Here is a 20,121-nt window from a genome sequence, read left to right on the forward strand (position 1 = left end):
CCGCATAAAAAAAGGGCCAGATTTCTCTGGCCCTTTTCGATCAGAACAGCTCGTGGCTTTCGCCGCCCGGATCGGTCAGCGTGGTGCCGGTATCGCGCGATGGGTAGTCCGTCGGCTGCGTTCCTTCGATAAAGTACTCGGAACGGCTGCCGCCGCCACCGCCCGAGAGCTTGCCGCTGCTCTTGTCGATGGTGACGCTGATGATGCCCGGCGGCGGCGTGACTTTCTGCTCCGGAATGCCTTCCAGCGCGATCTTCATGAAGTCGTCCCACGCCGGCTGGGCGCTTTTGGCACCGCCTTCGCCGCCGGAAATCTGATCCGGGATGGCGCCGGACACCGTTGAACGGCCCAGATCGCGGCGGTGATCGTCGAAGCCGATCCACACCGACGTCACGGTATCCGGGCCATAGCCGGAGAACCAGGCGTCTTTGGAACTGTTGGTGGTACCGGTTTTGCCGCCGATATCATGACGTTTCAGATCGCGCCCGGCGCGCCAGGCGGTGCCCATCCAACCCGGTTCACCGAAGATATTGCTGTTCAGCGCGTCGTGGATCAGGAAGGCCAGCGGCGTGCTGATCACGTGCGGCGCATACTGTTGGTCGCCGTCCTGCTGCACCTGAGCCGGGGTTACCTGCTCCAGCTGCGGCATCGGCACCGTGCTGTTGCTGCCTTCCTGCGAGGTGGCGACGTTTTCGATGTTGTCATCGGACAGCACGGCCGAACGGTGAGTATCACCGTAGATCACCGGCAGGTTGCAGCTGCTGCAAACCACTTTAGGTTTGGCTTCGAACACCGTATTGCCGTTGTCGTCTTCAATTTTGGTGATGAAGTACGGATCGACCAGGTAACCGCCGTTCGCCAGCACCGCGTAACCGCGCACCAGCTGCATCGGGGTGAAGGAAGCGGAGCCCAGCGCCAGCGATTCGGTATGCACGATGTTCTGTGCCGGGAAGCCGAAGCGCTGCAGATATTCCGCCGCGTAGTCGACGCCCATCGCACGCATCGCGCGCACCATCACCACGTTCTTCGACTGCCCCAGCCCTTGACGCAGACGAATCGGGCCATCGTAGGTCGGCGGCGAGTTCTTCGGCCGCCAGTCGGTGCCGGCGCCGGCATCCCAACGGGTGATCGGCAAGTCGTTCAGGATGGTGGCCAGCGTCAGGCCTTTATCCATCGCGGCGGTATACAGGAACGGTTTGATGTTCGAACCCACCTGACGCAGGGCCTGGGTGACGCGGTTGAACTTGCTCTGGTTGAAATCGAAGCCGCCGACCAGCGCTTTCACCGCGCCGTCGTTCGGGTTGATGGAAACCAGCGCCGAGTTGACGTCCGGCACCTGCGACAGCCACCAGGCCTCGTTCACTTTACGTACCCAGACCTGCTGGCCTGGCTGCACCACGTCGGTGACGCGTTTCGGCGTTGGGCCTTGCTGAGTGTCTGAACGGTATGGCCGCGCCCAGCGCATGGTGGCCATCGGCAGGGCAATGCTGCTGCCGTCGGCCAGCATCGCCGTCGCTTCCTGCGGGTTGGCGGCGGTGATGACCGCCGGCGCCAGCGGGCCGTAGTTCGGCAGGTTTTTCAGCGAGTCGACAATCTGTTTGCGATCCCAGGCCGCTTCGCCGACTTTCCACAGCACGTTTGACGGGCCGCGATAGCCGTGGCGCATGTCATAGGCCAACACGTTATTGCGCACCGATTCCTGCGCCGCCAGCTGCAGCCGTTTGGTCACGGTGGTGTAAACCTTATAACCGTCGGTATAGGCGTTTTCACCGTAGCGCTTGATCATCTCCTGACGCACCATCTCGGAGAGATACGGGGCGGAGAAGCTGATTTCCGGCGCATGGTAGTTGGCGACCAGATCTTCAGAACGCGCCTGATCGTACTGCGCCTGCGTGATGTAGTGTTCGTCCAGCATGCGCGACAGCACTACGTTACGGCGGGCAACGGCGCGATCGTGCGAATAGAGCGGGTTGAAGGTGGACGGCGCTTTCGGCAGGCCGGCGATGGTCGCCATCTCGCTCAGGGTGAGCTGACTGACATCCTTGCCGAAATAGACCTGCGCGGCGGCGCCCACGCCGTAAGCGCGGTAACCCAGGTAGATCTTGTTCAGATACAGCTCAAGGATTTCATCTTTGGTCAGCATCTGCTCGATGCGTACCGCCAGGAAGGCTTCCTTGATTTTACGCATCAGGGTGCGTTCCGGGCTTAAGAAGAAGTTACGCGCCAGCTGTTGGGTAATGGTGCTGGCCCCTTGGGATGCGTGGCCGGAGACCAACGCGATGGAGGCCGCGCGGAAGATGCCGACCGGATCGACACCGTGGTGATCATAGAAGCGGCTGTCTTCGGTGGCGATAAATGCGTGCACCATCACCGGCGGAATTTGATCCAACTTCAGCGGAATGCGGCGCTTCTCGCCGTACTGGGCGATCAGTTCGCCATCGGCGCTGTAAACCTGCATCGGTATCTGCAGCCGCACGTCTTTCAGCGTTGCGACGTCGGGCAGCTGCGGCTCGACATATTTGTACAAGCCGAAAATCGAGGCTGCTCCCAGCACGATGCAACATACTGCAAGGATTAGTAAATACTTTACGAACTTCACCTGAGATTTCCCATTTCTAAGTCATTTGGGCAGTTTATAAACAACCGCGCGGTAGTATAAAGGCAAGCCTGCGACATGGATATGTTCTTTTATCATCGGATGTTATGGAGGCTTGTGAAACATGTTCCCTCAAGCATGGCAGGTGGGGCTGGATATACAAATCGACTGCGTGCGGGCGCTGGCGGTCCAACGCCGCCGCAACGGCTGGCAACTGCGTCACTGGTGGCAACAGACGCTGCCGCAGGCGGTTTTACGCGACGGCTGCCTGGCACCTTCCGAAGCCCTGATCCGGGCGCTGCGGCAATGGCGCGTCCAACTGCCGCGACATATTTCCTTACGCATTGCCCTGCCGGCGCAGCGGGTGTTGCAACAGTGCATGGTGCAGCCGGACGCGCGGCTGCGCGAGCCGGAACGCAGCGACTATATCGTTGGCCACGGCGTGAAGCAGTTCCCACTCGACGGCCAGACGCTGGCGCTCGACTATCGCGCTGCGCCGGCGGATGGGGCGGCGCTGCTGTTGACCGCCGCGCGGCGGCAGGAGCTGCAGCAGTGGCTGCACTGTCTGCGCCAGGCGGGCCTGCATCCGCAAGCGGTCGATATTACGCCCTGCGCGCTGCGGATGATGGCGACGGCGGCGGGCGTGCCGCACACCGCGGGGCTGATGCATCGTCTCGAGCGAGAATGGCTGTGGGTGGCGCCGGCCGACGGCGCGTTCGCGTTCGGGCTGACGCCGGGCGACGATGACGCACAGGCGCTGCGGGCGTTGCAAGCCCAGATGCCGGCGGACGATGATCGACCGGTCTATGCCGGCAGCGTGCTGGCAGGAGCCTTGCCCGTCGGCTGCCTTTCCTGGTCGCCGCTCAGCGCCTTCACGCAGCTGCGTCCGCCGTTGCCCGTGCATCCCTCAGCGTTCGCGTTGGCCGGCGGTCTGGCGCTGCGCGAGGAGGACCGCTGATGTACCAGGTCAACTTTTTGCCCTGGCGGCAACGTCGCGATCGGCGGCGCGGCTGTTTCTGGCTGGGCGTGTTGCTGTTGCAGATAACGGTGCTGTTGCTGGCAGGGGGCCTCGTCGCCGGCCAACTGCGTCATCAACAGGCGCAGCGTCAGGAGCGGCTGGCGCTGTTGGAAGAAGAGCTGGCGGCAGTGACGCTGCTCGTCCGTCAGCAGCAGCAAGAGCGGGCGCAACGGGCGCGATACGGCGCCCTCGCTGAACGGCAGGCGCGCAATGCCCAACATAACCGGCGTTATTTGCAACTGCTGCAGCAACTCTCCTCCTGCCTCCCCCCACCGCTGTGGCTCACGGCGTTGGACAGCGATGCGGCGAACGGCCTGCGGCTGCGTGGATTGAGCCGTTCTCCTGCCGCCATTTCGCAGTTCGAACGGCGGCTGGCGGGGATGCCCGCGTTACCGCGGCTGCGTTTGGCGGAGGTGGCGCAACGCGACGACGGCCTGTACGCCTTTCATCTGGTGGCGCAATGGGGGCGTGATGGATAATCGTTTGCCATCCGGGCTGCGCTTCTTGCTGGGCCTGTCGGGCCGGCGATTGCTGGCCGCGCAATGGCTGGGCATCGGCACGTTGGCGTTGTTGGGCGGGGGCTGGATGCTGCAAGACGAATGGCGTCAGCGGGAAAGCGCGACAGAGCGGCAACAGCGCCTGCTGCAACAGATCGCCGTGGCGCAGCGCCAACTGGACGAGGCGCCGGTCGCCCTGATACCGCCGACGCCGCTCGTTCCGGCCGCCGCCGGCGATCTGACGAACGGGCTGCAACGGGCGGGGGGCGCCTTATTGCGCTGGCAGCGGCAGGAAAAACCACCGCGGCAGACGCTGAGCTTGCGCATTGACTACCTCGGTTTGTTGGCGCTGCTGGAGGCGCTGCCCGCCGATTTGCGTCTCGAACAATTGAGCGTGGAGACGCCGCCGCAGGGCATGACGGCGCGGTTGGTTTTACAGGATGCCGCCGAGGAGCTGGCCGATGAGTAAAAGATCCGGCCGTTGGTGGTGGCTGCTATGGCCGTGGGCCTTATGCGCCGAACCGCGCGACCCGTTTGCGCCGCCTCCGATGCCTGCTTGCGCCCAGACAGAGACATCCCCGGCGGGCTGGCGCCTGAAAGGCGTCATCGGGCAACCGACGCAGCGCTATGGCTGGGTGGTGACGCCGGCGGGGCAATGGTTGCGCCTGCGGCCGCAACAACGGGTGCTTGCCGAGCGCTGGCAGGTGACGCAGGTGCAGGCGCGCAGCCTGACGTTGAAGGCGCTGACGGCCGAACCGGAGTGCCCGGCGAGCCGCGGCGACATATCGCTGATGATCGACGACAAGGATGACAAATCATGAAAGGACGCGCTGGACTGGGCTTGGCGCTAGGGTGTTTGGCGCTCGGCGCCGCGCAGGCTCAGCATAAACAGATAATCTCATTGGAGTTTCAGGATGCGCCGGTCACGGTCATCCTGCAGGCCTTGGCGGATTATCGGCAGATGAACCTGATCGCTGCGCCGGGCGTGAGCGGCAACCTGACGCTGCGGCTGGAGGATGTGCCCTGGCCGCAGGCGCTGGCGCTGACCCTGCGTATGGGCAAACTGACGATGACGCGGGAGGGTAACGTGATGCTGATCTCCCCGGAGCCGGATGCGCGGGAAAAAAGACAGCAGCAAGAGGCGCTGGCGCAGCGGCAACCCTTGCACAGCCTGACGTTGACCGTGCAAAACGGCGATGCGGCGGAAATTGCCGAAAGCCTCAACGCCCAACGTGGCGCGTTGCTGAGCGAGCGTGGCAGCGTGTTGGCGGATAAACGCACCAATACGCTGCTGCTGCGCGACACCGCGCCGATAGTGGCGCAGTTGAAAAAGCGGATAACGGAAATGGATGCGCCGCTGGCACAGGTGCAACTGGCGGCGCATATCGTGACCATCAACAGCGAAAGCCTGCGTGAGCTCGGCGTGCGTTGGGGATTGGCGCCCGACGACAGGCCGGCACGGCCGCTACGGCCGGGCAATATCGGCGTTAACCTGCCGTTGGAGCGCAGCGCGGTGAACGCCGGCTTCCATCTGGCGCGCATCAGTGGGCGTTTGCTGAGCCTGGAGCTGACGGCGCTGGAGCAGGAAAATCAGGTGGAGATCATCGCCAGCCCGCGTCTCCTGACGGCGCATCTGCAAACCGCCAGCATCAAGCAAGGGACGGAGATCCCTTATGAAGTGTCCAGCGGTGCCAGCGGTGCGACCGCCATCGAGTTTAAAGAGGCGGTGCTGGGCATGGAGGTGACGCCGAAGGTGTTGCCGGACGGGCGCATCACGCTGACGTTGCAGATCAGCCAAAATATGCCGGGGCGTGCCATCAGCCGAGGGGCCGGAGAGGCGTTGACCATCGATAAACAGGAGATTAAGACGCAGATCACGGTGAAAAACGGCGAAACCCTGGTGCTCGGCGGCATTTTTCAACGGCATCGCGGCAAGACGGCGGACAAGGTGCCGGGACTGGGGGATGCGCCGCTGCTGGGGGGCTTGTTCCGGCAGGGCGGCGCACAACAGAAAAAACGCGAGCTGGTGATCTTTATTACGCCGACCCTGATTAAGGGATAAGCGGCGGCCTGTCGGCCGGGTGGCAAATCGCCTAAAGTTGATGAGCAGATACACTTTTTTATCCCCTTGGGGGGATCTGCGTTTGACGCTGCGGCCGATTTAGCTTACAAGGGTTACCGAATTGAGCACCGAGGTTTTTTGTTAGCGCCAAGACGCCGTTAAAAACATATGGTTTCCCTCCCGCGGCGTGGATTGCGATTTATTCGGTTGCCAAACTACCAAGAGTGTTGAGATAATTTTTCGTCTGATCTCGCACTATCGCTCATGAGGTTTCAGTTTAGGTCCCGCCGCTGATTTGATTGGCGGGGCGGGTTAACATTAACGAATTGTCTTAGTAATACCGAAAAACATGGCAGAGAAACGCAATATCTTTCTGGTTGGGCCTATGGGTGCCGGCAAAAGCACTATTGGCCGTCAGTTAGCTCAGCAACTCAATATGGAGTTCTTCGACTCCGATCAAGAAATTGAGCGACGTACCGGAGCTGACGTGGGCTGGGTATTCGACGTGGAAGGGGAAGAAGGTTTCCGCGATCGTGAAGAAAAAGTCATTAATGAACTGACGGAAAAACAAGGGATTGTGTTGGCGACCGGCGGCGGTTCGGTGAAGTCGCGCGAAACGCGCAACCGTCTGTCCGCGCGCGGCGTGGTGGTTTATCTCGAAACCACGATCGAAAAGCAGTTGGCTCGTACCCAGCGTGATAAAAAACGCCCGCTGCTGCAGGTTGATTCTCCGCCGCGTGAAGTGCTGGAAGCTTTGGCGAAAGAGCGCAATCCGTTGTATGAAGAGATTGCCGATGTCACCATTCGCACCGACGATCAGAGCGCTAAAGTGGTTGCCAACCAGATCATCAACATGCTGGAAAGCAACTGATTGCCGATTTTCGCGTTCGCCGTCGGCTAATGCGGAAAACTGATTTGTGTTCCCCGCCGTTGCGGGGATCAACCACCGCCGTACCATACAGAGAACTAAGCGCGACATGGAGAGAATTACTGTAACGCTTGGGGAGCGCAGCTACCCGATTACCATCGCCGCCGGATTGTTTGACGATCCGGCTTCTTTTATGCCGTTAAAGGCGGGTGAACAAGCGATGTTGGTCACCAACCAGACCCTGGCGCCGCTCTATCTGGAGCGTGTCCGGCAGGTGCTGGAGCAGAGCGGCGTCGTGGTGGATCAGGTGATTCTTCCCGATGGTGAGCAGTACAAATCTCTGGCGGTGTTGGAGCAGGTGTTTTCGGCGCTGCTCGAAAAACCGCACGGGCGCGATACCACGCTGATCGCGCTCGGTGGCGGCGTTGTCGGCGATCTGACCGGCTTCGCCGCCGCGTGCTACCAACGCGGCGTGCGCTTCATTCAGGTTCCCACCACGCTGCTGTCGCAGGTGGACTCCTCCGTGGGCGGCAAGACCGCCGTCAACCACCCGCTCGGCAAAAACATGATCGGCGCTTTCTATCAACCCGCTTCGGTGGTGGTTGATCTGGATTGCCTGAAAACGCTGCCGACGCGTGAACTCTCTTCCGGCCTGGCCGAAGTCATCAAATACGGGATCATTCTCGATCGCGAGTTTTTCGTCTGGTTGGAACATAACATCGATGCGCTGATGGCGTTGGATATGCAGGCGTTGGCCTACTGCATTCGCCGCTGCTGCGAGCTGAAGGCCGAGGTGGTGGCCGCAGACGAACGCGAAAGCGGTCTGCGCGCCCTGCTGAATCTGGGCCATACTTACGGCCATGCTATCGAAGCCGAGATGGGCTACGGCGTGTGGCTGCACGGTGAGGCGGTGGCTGCGGGCATGGTGATGGCGGCGGAAACCGCGCACCGTCTCGGCCAGTTCTCCGTTGAAGACATCGAGCGCATCAAAGCGCTGCTGTTGCGCGCCGGCTTGCCGGTCTGCGGGCCGCAGGAAATGACGCCGGAATCCTACTTGCCGCACATGTTGCGCGACAAGAAAGTGCTGGCGGGGGAACTGCGTTTGGTGTTGCCGACCGCGATCGGTGCGGCGGAAGTGCGCGGCGGCGTAGGGCATGAGCTGGTGCTGGCGTCGATCGCCGCCTGCTCGCCTGAGCGGAAGCGTAATTAAATCGGACTAAGTAACAGTGGCTTAGCCGCCATTAGCATCTATATTAATACAGTGAGCAGAGCACGACGGGTGTCGCTTTGCCATCATCGGGTTAATCCGCCCGTGCCACGGTAGGTCTACGGTGGTGGGCTTTTGCCTCTAGTTGGAGGGTTTCAGATGGACGAGTTTAAACCGGAAGACGATCTCAGACCTGATAGCAGCGATCGTCGTCCTACGCGTTCGCGCAAGCCGGCCGCCGCGCCGCGCTTCGCCGTTTCGCGCCAGCATTTGATGATTGGCATCGGCATTTTGGTGCTGCTGCTGCTGATTATCGGCATCGGTTCAGCCCTGAAGGCGCCGACCAAACATGAAGCGGCGCAGGAGAGCGGCGCGCAAAACGGCGCGGCCCGCGATATAAACCTGTCCGGTTCTTCGTCGCTGACCACCGCCAATAACGGCGTGCCGGGCGGCACGACGGATACCCACGATAATAACGGCGTGAGCGCGACTCAGCCGCAGCAACCGCAGAACGTCAGCGTTCCGCCGATCTCCGGCACGCCGACCGAAGCGCAAACGCAGCCTCAGCAAGGCGGTGCGCAGCAGCGCGTCGATTTGCCGGGCAACATGGCGGATGCGCTGTCGCAGCAGCAGGGGCAGGTGGATGCCGCGACCCAGGGCATGACCGGCGCAGCGTCGACGTTGCCGACCGCACCGGCGACGGTGATGAGCGGCGCCGCAGCGCGCGAAGCGACGCGTCCTGTGCAGGGCACTGCCCCGCAACAGCATAAAACGCCGGCGAAAACCGCCGCCGCCAAACCGACCGCAACGCAGCATAAATCACCGACTACGGTGTATACGCCGCCGGCCAAGCCGTCTTCCACCGCGAAAGCGGGAGCGGTCGCCAGCAGCGGCAGTTCTGTGCAGTCTGCGCCGGGCAGCCACTATACCTTGCAACTGAGCAGCGCTTCGCGTTCCGATACGCTGAACGCCTACGCCAAACAGCAGAAGCTGCAGAATTACCTGGTGTACGCCACCAAGCGTGACGGCAAGCCGTGGTACGTGCTGGTGAGCGGCAACTATGCGTCTTCTGCTGAAGCGAAGCGCGCCATTGCTTCGTTGCCGGCCGATGTGCAGGCGAAAAAACCGTGGGTCCGACCTGTACACCAAGTGCAGCAAGATCTTAAAAAATAAATCATTTAAATTTGTGCGCTGATGTGCTGTCTGAAACAGAGTACAATCCGCCGCTCTGAATTGTATAAGTAGCTAATTGACGGCATGAAGAAAAACCGCGCTTTTTTAAAATGGGCTGGTGGAAAATACCCGCTGGTAGATGAGATTCGTCGCCATCTGCCGGCGGGAGACTGCTTAATCGAGCCCTTCGTGGGTGCGGGATCCGTCTTTCTGAATACGGATTACGACGCCTACATTCTCGCCGACATCAATAGCGATCTTATCAACCTGTATAACATCGTTAAGCTGCGCACGGATGACTTCGTGCGCGATGCCCGCACGCTTTTCGCCGATGAATTCAATAACTCGGATCAGTTTTACCTGCTGCGAGAAGAGTTCAATACTAGCACCGAGCCTTACCGCCGGGCGCTGCTGTTCCTCTACCTGAACCGTCACTGCTATAACGGCCTGTGCCGCTATAACCTGCGCGGCGAGTTCAATGTGCCGTTTGGCCGGTACAAGAAACCGTACTTCCCGGAAGAAGAGCTCTACTGGTTTGCTGAAAAATCGCGCAATGCCACTTTTGTCTGCGAGCATTACCGCGATACCATGGCGAAGGCTGCAGCCGGCGCCGTGGTGTATTGCGATCCGCCTTATGCGCCGCTGTCGGCGACGGCGAATTTCACCGCTTACCACACCAACAGCTTCAGCATCGCCGATCAGCAGAGCCTGGCGCATCTGGCGCATCAGCTCTCGGTAGAGAGCCGGGTGCCGGTATTGATTTCCAATCACGATACCGAGCTGACGCGCGACTGGTACCAGCATGCTGCGCTGTATGTGGTGAAAGCGCGCCGCACGATCAGCCGCAATATTCTCGGCCGCAGTAAAGTGAACGAGCTTTTGGCGCTGTATCGCTAAGCCGGGGGCACCCCGGCGCATAACAACTCGACCCTACGTTTGGAGAAGCGGATGAAAAAGTTTTTGATTGCCCCGTCCATTCTGTCGGCAGATTTTGCCCGGTTAGGTGAAGATACCGCTAACGTGCTGGCCGCAGGCGGCGACGTGGTGCACTTCGACGTCATGGACAACCACTACGTGCCCAATCTGACCATCGGTCCGATGGTGTGCGAAGCGCTGCGCAACTACGGCATTACCGCGCCGATTGACGTGCATCTGATGGTCAAGCCGGTGGACCGCATCGTGCCTGACTTCGCCAAGGCCGGCGCGTCTTATATCTCTTTCCACCCTGAAGCCTCCGAACATGTCGATCGCACCATTCAGCTGATCAAAGAGCACGGCTGTAAGGCCGGCCTGGTGTTCAACCCGGCGACCCCGCTGAGCTATCTTGATTACGTGATGGATAAAATCGACGTGATCCTGCTGATGTCGGTCAACCCGGGCTTCGGCGGCCAGTCGTTCATCCACGGCACGCTCGACAAGCTGCGCCAGGTGCGCAAGCTGATCGACGACAGCGGCCGCGATATCCGTCTCGAAGTCGACGGCGGGGTGAAGGTGGACAACATCGCCGAAATCGCCGCCGCGGGCGCCGATATGTTCGTCGCCGGTTCCGCCATCTTTGGCCAGCCGGACTACCGCAAGGTGATCGACGAAATGCGCAGCGAGCTGGCGAAGGTTTCCCATGGCTGATTTCGGCGCGATCCGCGCACTGGCCTTCGATCTTGACGGCACGCTGGTCGACAGCGCGCCGGGCCTCGCGTCCGCCATCGATATGGCGCTGGAAGAGAGGGGGCTGCCGCAAGCGGGTGAAGAGCGAGTCGGCACCTGGATCGGCAACGGCGCCGACGTGCTGGTGCAGCGCGCGCTGCGCTGGGCGGAAGCGGAAGATACGCCGGAGCAGTGCGGCCGGCTGCGTGAGCGCTTCGATCATTTCTACGCGCAGACCGTCGACAGCGGCAGCCGCCTTTTCCCGCAGGTGCAAGAGACGCTGGCCCGCCTGGCCGCGCACTGTTACCCGATGGCATTGGTGACCAACAAGCCGACGCCGTTCGTGGCGCCGCTGCTGGCATCGCTGGGCATTGGCGAGTATTTTTCGCTGGTGATCGGCGGCGACGACGTGACGGAAAAGAAACCTCACCCGGCGCCGTTGTATCTGGTGCTCGGCAAGCTTGGGTTGCGAGCGCATGAACTGCTGTTCGTCGGCGATTCGCGCAACGATATTCAAGCCGCCCAGGGCGCCGGTTGCCCGAGCGTCGGTTTTACCTACGGTTATAACTACGGCGAATCGATCGCCCTGAGCCACCCCGATCGGGTGTTGGAGCGCTTCGCCGATTTGTTGCCCGCTCTTGGGCTGTCATCTTTAGAGAATCAGGAAATTTAAACATGAGTAAGCCCATCGTATTTAGCGGCGCGCAGCCGTCCGGCGAACTGACCATCGGCAACTACATGGGTGCGCTGCGTCAGTGGGTGCAGATGCAGGACGACTACGACTGCATCTACTGCATCGTCGATCTGCATGCCATCACCGTGCGCCAAGACGCCGAAAAGCTGCGCAAAGCCACGCTGGATACGCTGGCGCTGTATCTGGCCTGCGGCATCGATCCGGAAAAAAGCACCATCTTCGTGCAGTCGCATGTGCCTGAGCACACGCAGCTGAGCTGGGTGCTGAACTGCTACACCTATTTCGGCGAACTGAGCCGCATGACGCAGTTCAAAGACAAATCCGCACGCTACGCGGAGAACATCAACGCCGGGCTGTTCAGCTATCCGGTGCTGATGGCGGCGGACATCCTGCTGTATCAAACCAATCAGGTGCCGGTGGGCGAAGACCAGAAACAACACCTGGAACTGAGCCGCGACGTGGGCCAGCGTTTCAACGCGCTGTACGGCGACGTGTTCAAAGTGCCGGAGCCGTTTATTCCTAAATCCGGCGCGCGCGTGATGTCGCTGCAGGAACCGACCAAGAAGATGTCCAAGTCGGACGATAACCGCAACAACGTGATCGGCCTGCTGGAAGATCCGAAAGCGGTGACCAAAAAGATCAAACGCGCAATGACCGACTCGGAAGAGCCGCCTGTCGTGCGTTACGACGTGGTCAACAAGGCGGGCGTCTCCAACCTGTTGGACATCCTCGCCGGCGTCACCGGCAAGAGCATCGCGCAGCTGGAAGCCGAGTTCGAAGGCCAAATGTACGGCCACCTGAAAGGCGCGGTGGCGGAAGCCGTCTCCGGCATGCTGGCTGAGCTGCAGGAGCGTTACCACCGCTTCCGCAACGACGAAGCCTACCTGCAGCAGGTGATGCGCGACGGCGCCGCCAAGGCCCGCGCACGCGCGCAGGAAACCCTGGCGAAGGTGTATCAGGCCGTCGGTTTCGTACCGCCGCAGGCGTAACGCCGGCGCAAATAAAAAAAGCGGCCTTGGGCCGCTTTTTTTACGTCGGTATCACGCCATTTGCGCCAGGCCGGCGGGCGATTCCTCGCTGGCGAACCAATTAAGCTTGCTGCGCAGGCTGACCACGCTGCCGACGATGATCAGGCTGGGGCTCGCGGCCTGCAGGGACAAGGCGCCCAGTTGGCCAAGCTCGCCTTCGATCACCCGCTGGCGACAGGACGTGCCGTTTTCCACCAGCGCCACCGGCGTGGCGGCCGGCAGTCCGTTCGCGATCAGCCGGCGCTGGATCTCCGCCGCCTGCGACAGCCCCATATAGAACACCAGCGTCTGTTGCCCGGCGGCCAGCGTCGCCCAGTCCAATCCACCGTCGGCCTTGGCGTGGCCGGTCACCAGACGCACGCTCTGCGCGTGGTCGCGGTGGGTGAGCGGGATGCCGCTGTAGGCGGAGCAGCCGGAGGCGGCGGTGATGCCCGGCACCACCGAGAACGGCACGTCGGCGTCCGCCAGCGTTTCCAGCTCTTCGCCGCCGCGGCCGAAGATAAAGGGATCGCCGCCCTTCAGGCGCACCACGCGTTTGCCTTGCCGCGCTTGCTGCAGCAGGATGTGGTTGATCTGCTCCTGCGGCACGCAGTGATGGCCGGCGCGTTTGCCAACGAAGATGCGCTCGGCGTCGCGACGCACCAGCGTCATGATCGCTTCGGAGACCAGCCGGTCGTAAACCACCACGTCGGCCTGCTGGATCTGTTGCAGCCCTTTCAGCGTCAGCAAGCCGGCATCGCCCGGCCCGGCGCCCACCAGCACCACTTCACCACGATCCTCCGGCCGTTCGCTGAACAGCTGTTCGAGCTGGCGTTCGGCCAGAGCCGCGTCGTCATTGGCCAGCGATTGCGCCAGCCGATCGTGAGCGAACAGCCGCTCCCAGAAGCGGCGGCGCGCGCCGAGGCTGCTGAAGCGCTGTTTCACCCGTTGACGCAGCGATCCGCCCAGCTGCGCCAGCTTGCCGAGGTGTTGCGGCAGCAGCGCTTCCAGCTTCTCGCGCAGCAACCGCGCCAACACCGGCGCTTTGCCGCCGGAGGACACCGCCACCATGATCGGCGAACGATCGATGATCGACGGCATGATAAAGCTGGCGCGTTTCGGGTCATCGACCACGTTGCAGAACACCCGCTGCTGGTTGGCGCACTGGTACACCCGCGCGTTGATCTCCAGCCGGTCAGTGGCGGCGATCACCAACCATTTTTCCGTCAGCAGGGCCGGGCTGAATTCGCCTTCGGCCAGCGTCAACAGGCCTTCTGCCGCCCACTGGTGGAACTGCGGGCTGAAGGCCAGGGCGTTGACGGTCAGCGCCGCGTCGGCGTCCAGCAGCAGGCGCGCCTTGCGTTCGGCGATTTCGCCGCCGCCGACCAGCAGGCAGGCTTTGTGTTGCAGTTGGCAGAAAATCGGCAGGTAGTCCATCGGCATTCCTCGGGGTTATCGGCGTGGGGGCGGGATGCGCCCCCGAAAGGTTATGCCGCGACTTGCACGATGCCGTCGACCACCCGGCTGGTGAAGCTGGCGACGGAGCGGCTGTCATCTTCCAGGCAGTGGCCATCGTACAGGCGGAAACGCTGTTTCTTCAGCGGACTGGCGACCCACAACTCCCCCTGATGCTCGGCGATCAGCCCGCGCGACAGCACGCTGGCCTGGGCGAACGGGTCGATATTGCTGATGGCGAACACCTGTTCGTCGGCATAGGGGCGGAACACCGCCACCTGCCGATCGCCGATCAGGGCGCACACGCCGGTGCCGGGCAGGATGTCGGCGATGGGGCAAACGGTAATCCACTGGCTCATGCTTGGCTCTCCTCGGTGTCGATCAGGGTGACGGCAATGCGCTCGTCAGGGCGCGCCGGGCGGTGTTGGTCACGTTCGGCCACCACCTGCACGTTCGGATCGCGCAGCGGGCTGTTGATGAAGTGGGCGAAGCGCAGCTGCGTTTCCGGGTGCTCGACGGTTTCTTTCCACTCGCAGATCACCGCCTCGCGCAGGCGGGCGATATCCGCTTCCAATTGCTCGTTGATGCCGAGCTTGTCGTCGACGATCACCTTGCGCAGGTAATCGATGCCGCCTTCCAGGCTTTCCAGCCATACCGAGGTGCGCTGCAGCTTATCGGCGGTGCGGATATAGAACATCATGAAACGGTCGAGGTAGCGCACCAGGGTCTCGCTATCGAGATCGGCGGCCAGCAGGTCGGCGTGGCGCGGTTTCATGCCGCCGTTGCCGCAAACATACAGGTTCCAGCCGTTTTCGGTGGCGATGATGCCGACGTCTTTGCCCTGCGCTTCGGCGCATTCCCGGGTACAGCCCGAGACGCCGAATTTCATTTTGTGCGGGGTGCGGATGCCTTTGTAGCGATGTTCCAGCGTGACGCCGAAACCGACGCTGTCGCCGACGCCATAGCGGCACCAGGTGCTGCCGACGCAGGTTTTCGCCATGCGCAGCGCCTTGGCGTATGCGTGCCCGGTTTCAAAGCCGGCAGCGAGCAGCTTGCGCCAGATGGCCGGCAGGTCGTCTTTCTGCGCGCCGAACATGCCGATGCGCTGCGAGCCGGTCATTTTGGTGTAAAGGTTGTACTCTTTGGCGATCTGTCCGATGGCCAGCAGGCCGTCCGGGGTGATTTCGCCGCCGGCGGAGCGCGGTATCACCGAGTAAGTGCCGTCTTTCTGGATATTGCCGAGGAAGTTGTCGTTGGTATCCTGCAGCGGCGTGTGCTGTGGTTTGAGGATGTATTCGTTCCAGCACGAGGCCAGCAGCGAGCCGACGGTCGGTTTGCAGACTTCGCAGCCGTAACCTTTCCCGTATTTGGCCAATAACGCCTCGAACGACTTGATGCCTTCGACGCGGATCAGGTGGAACAGCTCCTGACGTGAATAGGCGAAGTGTTCGCACAGGTGGTGGTTAACCTCGATGCCTTGCTTGCTCAGTTCGGCGTTCAACACCTGGGTGAGCAGCGGGATGCAGCCGCCGCAGCCGGTGCCGGCCTTGGTTTCGGCTTTCAGCGCCGCCACGGTGTGGCAGCCTTGGTTGACTGCCCGGATGATGTCGCCTTTGCTGACGTCGAAGCAGGAGCAAATCTGCGCGCTTTCCGGCAGCGAATCCACGCCGATGGCCGGCTTGCTGCCCGCATGGGCCGGCAGGATCAGGCCGTCCGGGTTTTCCGGCAGCGCGATGCCGTTCAGCGCCAGCTGCAGCAGGTTGCCGTAATCGCTGGTATCGCCGACCAACACTGCGCCGAGCAGGGTTTTGTTGTCGGCGCTGACCACGATGCGTTTGTAGACCTCTTTGCTCTCATCCAGATAAACGTAGCTGCGGGCGCCCTCGGTGCGGCCGTGGGCATCGCCGATGCCACCGACGTCTACGCCCAGCAGTTTCAGTTTGGCGCTCATGTCGGCGCCCTGGAAGCCGTTTTCGCGGCCCAGCAGGTGATCGGCGGCCACCTGCGCCATTTTGTAACCTGGCGCCACCAGGCCGAAGGTGCGATCGCGCCAGGCGGCGCACTCACCGATGGCGTACACGTCCGGATCCGATGTCTGGCAGCAGTCGTTGATGGCGATGCCGCCGCGGCGGCCGATCTCCAGTCCGCATTGACGCGCCAGCTTGTCCTGGGCGCGGATGCCGGTGGAGAAAACGATGAAATCCACTTCCAGCAGGCTGCCGTCGGCGAAATGCAGGGTTTTGCGCGCCGTGCCGCCGCCGTTGACGATCTCCTGGGTGTTTTTCCCGGTGTGTACCTTGACGCCCATGCGCTCGATCTTGCGGCGCAGCTGGTCACCGCCCATCGGGTCGAGCTGTTCGGCCATCAGCACCGGAGCGAACTCGATCACGTGCGTTTCCACCCCCAGGCTTTTCAGCGCGCCGGCGGCTTCCAGCCCCAACAGCCCGCCGCCGACCACCGCGCCGCGTTTGCTGCGGCGCGCGCAGGCTTCAATGGCGTTCAGGTCTTCGATGGTGCGGTAAACGAAGCAGTCCTGGCTATCCGAGCCTTTAATCGGCGGGATCCACGGATAGGAGCCGGTGGCCATGATCAGCTTGTCGTAATAGACGGTGCGTCCGGTATTGGAGTGGATGACTTTCTCGTCGCGATTGATGGTGATGGCGCGTTCGCCGAGCAGCACCTTCACGCCGTGCTTTTCGTAAAAGCCTTCGCGCACCAGCGACAGCTCTTCGGCGGTATGGTGCGAGAAATAGGAAGAGAGATGCACGCGATCGTAAGCGATGCGCGGCTCTTCGCAAAATACGGTGATGTCGAATAGGTCTTTGTCTGCTTTATCCAACAGATCTTCGATGAACCGGTGGCCGACCATGCCATTGCCGATCACGGCAAGTTTGACTCTGCTCATTATTGCCTCAAAATTCGGGTTTCCTAGGCTTACCTTATCCCTCCCGAGGGGCAATTTATTGATGCAAATCAATCGCGCCTTTATCTACCCACAACGTGGTATATGAATGATTTTCCACGTTTTTTGATAAGTTGCGGATTTTATTCACCTTTAGCTGAAGCGAGTCAGGTCGCGCACCAACTACCCCGCTGGGAGTAGACGCGCAGGCCGGCGTGCAACGGCGACTTTGTCAGCGCGATCCGCTGCCAGTATGATGAAGAAAACCAGCGCAACGGCAGAGGTGAAGGGTGGCGAAACGTCCATTGAAGTTTATCGACAACCTGCGTTTAAGCGGGCATGAAGGATTGTGGCAACTGGCGATCGAGCAGGGGCGCATTGCGCATCTGGTGCCGCAGCCGGAAGGGCAGGAGTGGCGCAGCGACGTGCTGGATGCGCAGGGCGGGCTGGCGTTGCCGGCGTTCGTCGAACCGCATATTCATCTGGATACCACGCAAACCGCCGGCCAGCCGGCCTGGAACCAGTCCGGCACGCTGTTTGAGGGGATCGAGCGCTGGGCAGAACGCAAAGCCTTGTTGACCCATGAAGATGTCAAGCAACGCGCCTGGCAAACGCTCAAGTGGCAGATCGCCAACGGCGTGCAGTATGTGCGCACCCACGTCGACGTTTCCGATCCTACGCTGACCGCGCTGCGCGCCATGCTGGAAGTTAAGCAGGAGGTGGCGCCCTGGGTAACGCTGCAGATCGTCGCCTTCCCGCAGGAGGGGATCCTTTCCTATCCCAACGGCGAAGCATTGCTGGAAGAAGCGCTGCGGCTGGGGGCCGACGTGGTGGGCGCCATTCCGCATTTCGAGTTCACCCGCGAGTACGGCGTGGAGTCGCTGCACAAGGCATTCGCGCTGGCGCAAAAATACGATCGGCTGGTGGACGTGCACTGCGATGAAATTGACGATGAGCAATCGCGTTTCGTCGAGACCGTGGCGGCGCTGGCCTTGAAGCTGGAGATGGGGGAGAAAGTCACCGCCAGCCACACCACGGCGATGCACTCTTACAACGGCGCTTACGCCTCGCGGCTGTTCCGCCTGCTGAAAATGTCCGGCATCAACTTCGTCGCCAACCCGCTGGTGAACATTCACCTGCAGGGGCGTTTCGACAGCTACCCAAAACGGCGCGGCGTGACGCGGGTGAAGGAGATGTTGGAAGCGGAGATCAACGTCTGCTTCGGCCACGACGATGTGTTCGATCCCTGGTATCCGCTCGGCACCGCCAACATGCTGCAGGTGCTGCATATGGGGCTGCACGTGTGCCAGCTGATGGGCTATGGCCAAATCGACGACGGGCTGAAGCTGATCACCCACCACAGCGCGCGCACTCTTAACCTGAGCGACTACGGCCTGGCGGCCGGCAACAGCGCCAACCTGGTGATCCTGCCGGCGGAAAGCGGTTTCGACGCGGTGCGCCGCCAGACGCCGGTGCGTTATTCGATTCGCCAGGGCGCGGTGATCGCCGAAACGCGGCCGGCGGAAACCACGCTGCATCTGCAGCAGGATGAGACGGTGGATTTTCGGCGCTAAGGCGCAAAAAAGGGCGCCTTGCGGGCGCCCTTGATGTATTTGATGCGAAGAAATCAGTGCGTTACGTGACCGTGGCTGCGGTGCTTGGTCACGAAGCCCAGCAGCAGACACATCACGAACACCGCCAGATACAGGCCGTTGGCGGTGGTCAGCGCCGCGTGCGCCCCGCCTTTCGCCACGATCGGGCCGGTGACCACGAAGGTCAGCATGGTGCCGATGGTGCCGCAGGTCAGGATAAAGTTGACCAGCTTCGGCGAGGAGACCTTGGTCTGCAGCGAGCCGAGGGTGATCAGCGTGGTGTAGATGGCGCTGGAAACGAAGCCCAGGGCCATGATGTAGTAGCCCAGGTGCTCCGGATTGTCGGTGCTGACGAACAGGTACATCGCGCCGGTGGCCAGCGCGGCCAGCACGGTAACAATACGCTGTAGATCGAAGAAGCGCAGGATGAAGCTGAACACCCACATGCCGATCATGTATGAGGTCCAGAAGTCGCTCACCAGCTTACCGGCCTGGCCGATGTCCATGTTGAACGACTTGGTGGCGTACTCAGGCACCCACTGAATGAAGCCCAGCTGGCCAAGGATGTAGCACAGCGCGGCGATCGACAGGAACAGCACGCCGATGCCCCATTTTTCTTTCTCGACCGGTTGACCGGCGTCGGCGCCTTTCTTGCCCAGCACCGGGAATTCGGAGCACAGGGTCAGCACGAAGATCCCCACGTACAGCAGGCCGATGCAGGCATAAACCCAGTACCAGCCGATATGGCGAGCCAGCAGCATGGCGGCGACGATTGGGAAGATCATCCCGGCCATGCTGAAGAAGGAATCGGTGAACAACAGGCGTGAACCGCGCTGGCGGCCGGCATACATGTGGGTGATCAGGAAGGTGCCGATCGACATGGTGATGCCGCTAACCACGCCAAGGATAAACATGCACAGCGAGAACATGGTCAGGCTCTTGCCGAGCATCAGCCCCGCCACCGCCAGCACCATCAGGACAAAGCCGAAGATCAGCTGACGCTTCAGCGGGATGATTTCCATCAGCCAGGCATTGAGGAAGATCGAAATCAAAATGCCGGCGTTGAGGAAAGTAAAGGTGTTACTCATGCTGGAAACCGGCAGATTAAAGTACTCTGCAATGTTTCCCATCACCATCCCTGTGACGATCACTAAAGCACCGGTCAGCGCGTACGAAAAGAAGCTGATCCAGGTAAGCCGTATGCGGTTACTGTCATTCATTATATAGGCCTGAATATGTCTGTTAGAGGTTTTAAAACTGGCATAAGGCCGCTGGCTTTTCCTGGCAAACGCAGAAAAAAGTCCCGTTCAGGCCACCAGGGGGCGGATCCTAGCACAGACAACGGGATTTTTTGTGATGGCTGTCGATTTTTTGATGCAACCCATGAAGGGGTGATACGCATTATT

The 20,121-nt window shown here is 61.4% G+C and carries 18 protein-coding genes; 13 read left to right on the plus strand and 5 right to left on the minus strand.

What is annotated here, in order from left to right; all coding sequences use genetic code 11:
- Positions 1–40 precede the first annotated feature (40 nt).
- Positions 41–2,599 (minus strand): peptidoglycan glycosyltransferase/peptidoglycan DD-transpeptidase MrcA, encoded by a 2,559-nt coding sequence (mrcA, locus tag IMX17_RS22325; protein WP_033645280.1) that lies wholly within the window; start codon positions 2,597–2,599, stop codon positions 41–43.
- 121 nt (positions 2,600–2,720) lie between these two features.
- Here mrcA and pilM point away from each other — a divergent pair, with 121 nt between their 5' ends.
- The 12 genes from pilM to trpS all read left to right on the plus strand — a co-directional run bounded on the left by pilM (position 2,721) and on the right by trpS (position 12,748).
- Entirely contained in the window at positions 2,721–3,554 is an 834-nt protein-coding gene (pilM, locus tag IMX17_RS22330) for a pilus assembly protein PilM (RefSeq protein WP_046898708.1), read from the plus strand.
- A complete protein-coding gene (locus IMX17_RS22335) occupies positions 3,554–4,093 on the plus strand; it encodes a PilN domain-containing protein (RefSeq protein ID WP_094141732.1) in 540 nt (179 codons plus the stop codon). Before pilM ends, IMX17_RS22335 begins: the two co-directional genes overlap by 1 nt.
- Positions 4,086–4,580 (plus strand): hypothetical protein, encoded by a 495-nt coding sequence (locus IMX17_RS22340; RefSeq protein WP_182265717.1) that lies wholly within the window; start codon positions 4,086–4,088, stop codon positions 4,578–4,580. The genes IMX17_RS22335 and IMX17_RS22340 overlap by 8 nt, the downstream gene beginning before the upstream one ends.
- Positions 4,573–4,932, plus strand: a complete 360-nt coding sequence (locus IMX17_RS22345; RefSeq protein ID WP_046898711.1) for a HofP DNA utilization family protein — start codon at positions 4,573–4,575, stop codon at positions 4,930–4,932. Before IMX17_RS22340 ends, IMX17_RS22345 begins: the two co-directional genes overlap by 8 nt.
- Positions 4,929–6,173 carry a DNA uptake porin HofQ gene (hofQ, locus tag IMX17_RS22350; protein ID WP_182265718.1) on the plus strand — a complete coding sequence of 415 codons (1,245 nt, stop codon included), beginning with the start codon at positions 4,929–4,931 and terminating at the stop codon, positions 6,171–6,173. Before IMX17_RS22345 ends, hofQ begins: the two co-directional genes overlap by 4 nt.
- 349 nt (positions 6,174–6,522) lie before the next feature.
- Entirely contained in the window at positions 6,523–7,044 is a 522-nt protein-coding gene (aroK, locus tag IMX17_RS22355) for a shikimate kinase AroK (RefSeq protein WP_004391482.1), read from the plus strand.
- A gap of 106 nt (positions 7,045–7,150) precedes the next feature.
- The gene (aroB, locus tag IMX17_RS22360) at positions 7,151–8,251 is read left to right on the plus strand and encodes a 3-dehydroquinate synthase (protein ID WP_182265719.1); all 1,101 of its coding nucleotides are present in this window, start codon (positions 7,151–7,153) and stop codon (positions 8,249–8,251) included.
- 156 nt (positions 8,252–8,407) lie between these two features.
- A complete protein-coding gene (locus tag IMX17_RS22365; protein WP_033645274.1) occupies positions 8,408–9,421 on the plus strand; it encodes an SPOR domain-containing protein in 1,014 nt (337 codons plus the stop codon).
- A gap of 84 nt (positions 9,422–9,505) precedes the next feature.
- Complete coding sequence (dam, locus tag IMX17_RS22370; protein WP_033651736.1) at positions 9,506–10,318, plus strand: adenine-specific DNA-methyltransferase; 813 nt, start codon at positions 9,506–9,508, stop codon at positions 10,316–10,318.
- 51 nt (positions 10,319–10,369) lie between these two features.
- Positions 10,370–11,047, plus strand: coding sequence for a ribulose-phosphate 3-epimerase (rpe, locus tag IMX17_RS22375; RefSeq protein ID WP_019456160.1), 678 nt, complete (start codon positions 10,370–10,372; stop codon positions 11,045–11,047).
- Positions 11,040–11,738, plus strand: a complete 699-nt coding sequence (locus IMX17_RS22380; RefSeq protein ID WP_193550245.1) for a phosphoglycolate phosphatase — start codon at positions 11,040–11,042, stop codon at positions 11,736–11,738. The genes rpe and IMX17_RS22380 overlap by 8 nt, the downstream gene beginning before the upstream one ends.
- A 2-nt stretch (positions 11,739–11,740) precedes the next feature.
- The gene (gene trpS / locus IMX17_RS22385) at positions 11,741–12,748 is read left to right on the plus strand and encodes a tryptophan--tRNA ligase (RefSeq protein ID WP_004930324.1); all 1,008 of its coding nucleotides are present in this window, start codon (positions 11,741–11,743) and stop codon (positions 12,746–12,748) included.
- A gap of 51 nt (positions 12,749–12,799) precedes the next feature.
- Here trpS and cysG read toward each other — a convergent pair whose 3' ends face one another.
- The 3 genes from cysG to nirB are packed head-to-tail and all read right to left on the minus strand — an operon-like array spanning position 12,800 to position 17,126.
- Positions 12,800–14,203 carry a siroheme synthase CysG gene (cysG, locus tag IMX17_RS22390; RefSeq protein WP_182265721.1) on the minus strand — a complete coding sequence of 468 codons (1,404 nt, stop codon included), beginning with the start codon at positions 14,201–14,203 and terminating at the stop codon, positions 12,800–12,802.
- A gap of 50 nt (positions 14,204–14,253) precedes the next feature.
- Entirely contained in the window at positions 14,254–14,580 is a 327-nt protein-coding gene (nirD, locus tag IMX17_RS22395; protein ID WP_033645269.1) for a nitrite reductase small subunit NirD, read from the minus strand.
- On the minus strand, positions 14,577–17,126 hold the full coding sequence (nirB, locus tag IMX17_RS22400) for a nitrite reductase large subunit NirB (RefSeq protein WP_046898718.1): 2,550 nt from the start codon (positions 17,124–17,126) through the stop codon (positions 14,577–14,579). The genes nirD and nirB overlap by 4 nt, the downstream gene beginning before the upstream one ends.
- Before the next feature lie 302 nt (positions 17,127–17,428).
- Between nirB and IMX17_RS22405 the strand changes: the two genes are divergently transcribed.
- A complete protein-coding gene (locus IMX17_RS22405) occupies positions 17,429–18,697 on the plus strand; it encodes a cytosine deaminase (RefSeq protein WP_227414677.1) in 1,269 nt (422 codons plus the stop codon).
- A gap of 53 nt (positions 18,698–18,750) precedes the next feature.
- On the opposite strand, the gene tsgA is transcribed toward IMX17_RS22405, so the two are convergent.
- A complete protein-coding gene (gene tsgA, locus IMX17_RS22410; protein WP_046898720.1) occupies positions 18,751–19,935 on the minus strand; it encodes an MFS transporter TsgA in 1,185 nt (394 codons plus the stop codon).
- Between the last annotated feature and the right edge of the window lie 186 nt (positions 19,936–20,121).

Source organism: Serratia sp. X3 (assembly GCF_014982455.1).
Classification (GTDB): Bacteria; Pseudomonadota; Gammaproteobacteria; order Enterobacterales; family Enterobacteriaceae; genus Serratia; species Serratia ureilytica.

Coding starts and splice junctions, on each gene's coding strand:
- pilM (WP_046898708.1), top strand. CDS start 2,721: ATGTTCCCTCAAGCATGGCAGGTGGGGCTGGATATACAAATCGACTGC.
- IMX17_RS22335 (WP_094141732.1), top strand. CDS start 3,554: ATGTACCAGGTCAACTTTTTGCCCTGGCGGCAACGTCGCGATCGGCGG.
- IMX17_RS22340 (WP_182265717.1), top strand. CDS start 4,086: ATGGATAATCGTTTGCCATCCGGGCTGCGCTTCTTGCTGGGCCTGTCG.
- IMX17_RS22345 (WP_046898711.1), top strand. CDS start 4,573: ATGAGTAAAAGATCCGGCCGTTGGTGGTGGCTGCTATGGCCGTGGGCC.
- hofQ (WP_182265718.1), top strand. CDS start 4,929: ATGAAAGGACGCGCTGGACTGGGCTTGGCGCTAGGGTGTTTGGCGCTC.
- aroK (WP_004391482.1), top strand. CDS start 6,523: ATGGCAGAGAAACGCAATATCTTTCTGGTTGGGCCTATGGGTGCCGGC.
- aroB (WP_182265719.1), top strand. CDS start 7,151: ATGGAGAGAATTACTGTAACGCTTGGGGAGCGCAGCTACCCGATTACC.
- IMX17_RS22365 (WP_033645274.1), top strand. CDS start 8,408: ATGGACGAGTTTAAACCGGAAGACGATCTCAGACCTGATAGCAGCGAT.
- dam (WP_033651736.1), top strand. CDS start 9,506: ATGAAGAAAAACCGCGCTTTTTTAAAATGGGCTGGTGGAAAATACCCG.
- rpe (WP_019456160.1), top strand. CDS start 10,370: ATGAAAAAGTTTTTGATTGCCCCGTCCATTCTGTCGGCAGATTTTGCC.
- IMX17_RS22380 (WP_193550245.1), top strand. CDS start 11,040: ATGGCTGATTTCGGCGCGATCCGCGCACTGGCCTTCGATCTTGACGGC.
- trpS (WP_004930324.1), top strand. CDS start 11,741: ATGAGTAAGCCCATCGTATTTAGCGGCGCGCAGCCGTCCGGCGAACTG.
- cysG (WP_182265721.1), bottom strand. CDS start 14,203: ATGGACTACCTGCCGATTTTCTGCCAACTGCAACACAAAGCCTGCCTG.
- nirD (WP_033645269.1), bottom strand. CDS start 14,580: ATGAGCCAGTGGATTACCGTTTGCCCCATCGCCGACATCCTGCCCGGC.
- nirB (WP_046898718.1), bottom strand. CDS start 17,126: ATGAGCAGAGTCAAACTTGCCGTGATCGGCAATGGCATGGTCGGCCAC.
- tsgA (WP_046898720.1), bottom strand. CDS start 19,935: ATGAATGACAGTAACCGCATACGGCTTACCTGGATCAGCTTCTTTTCG.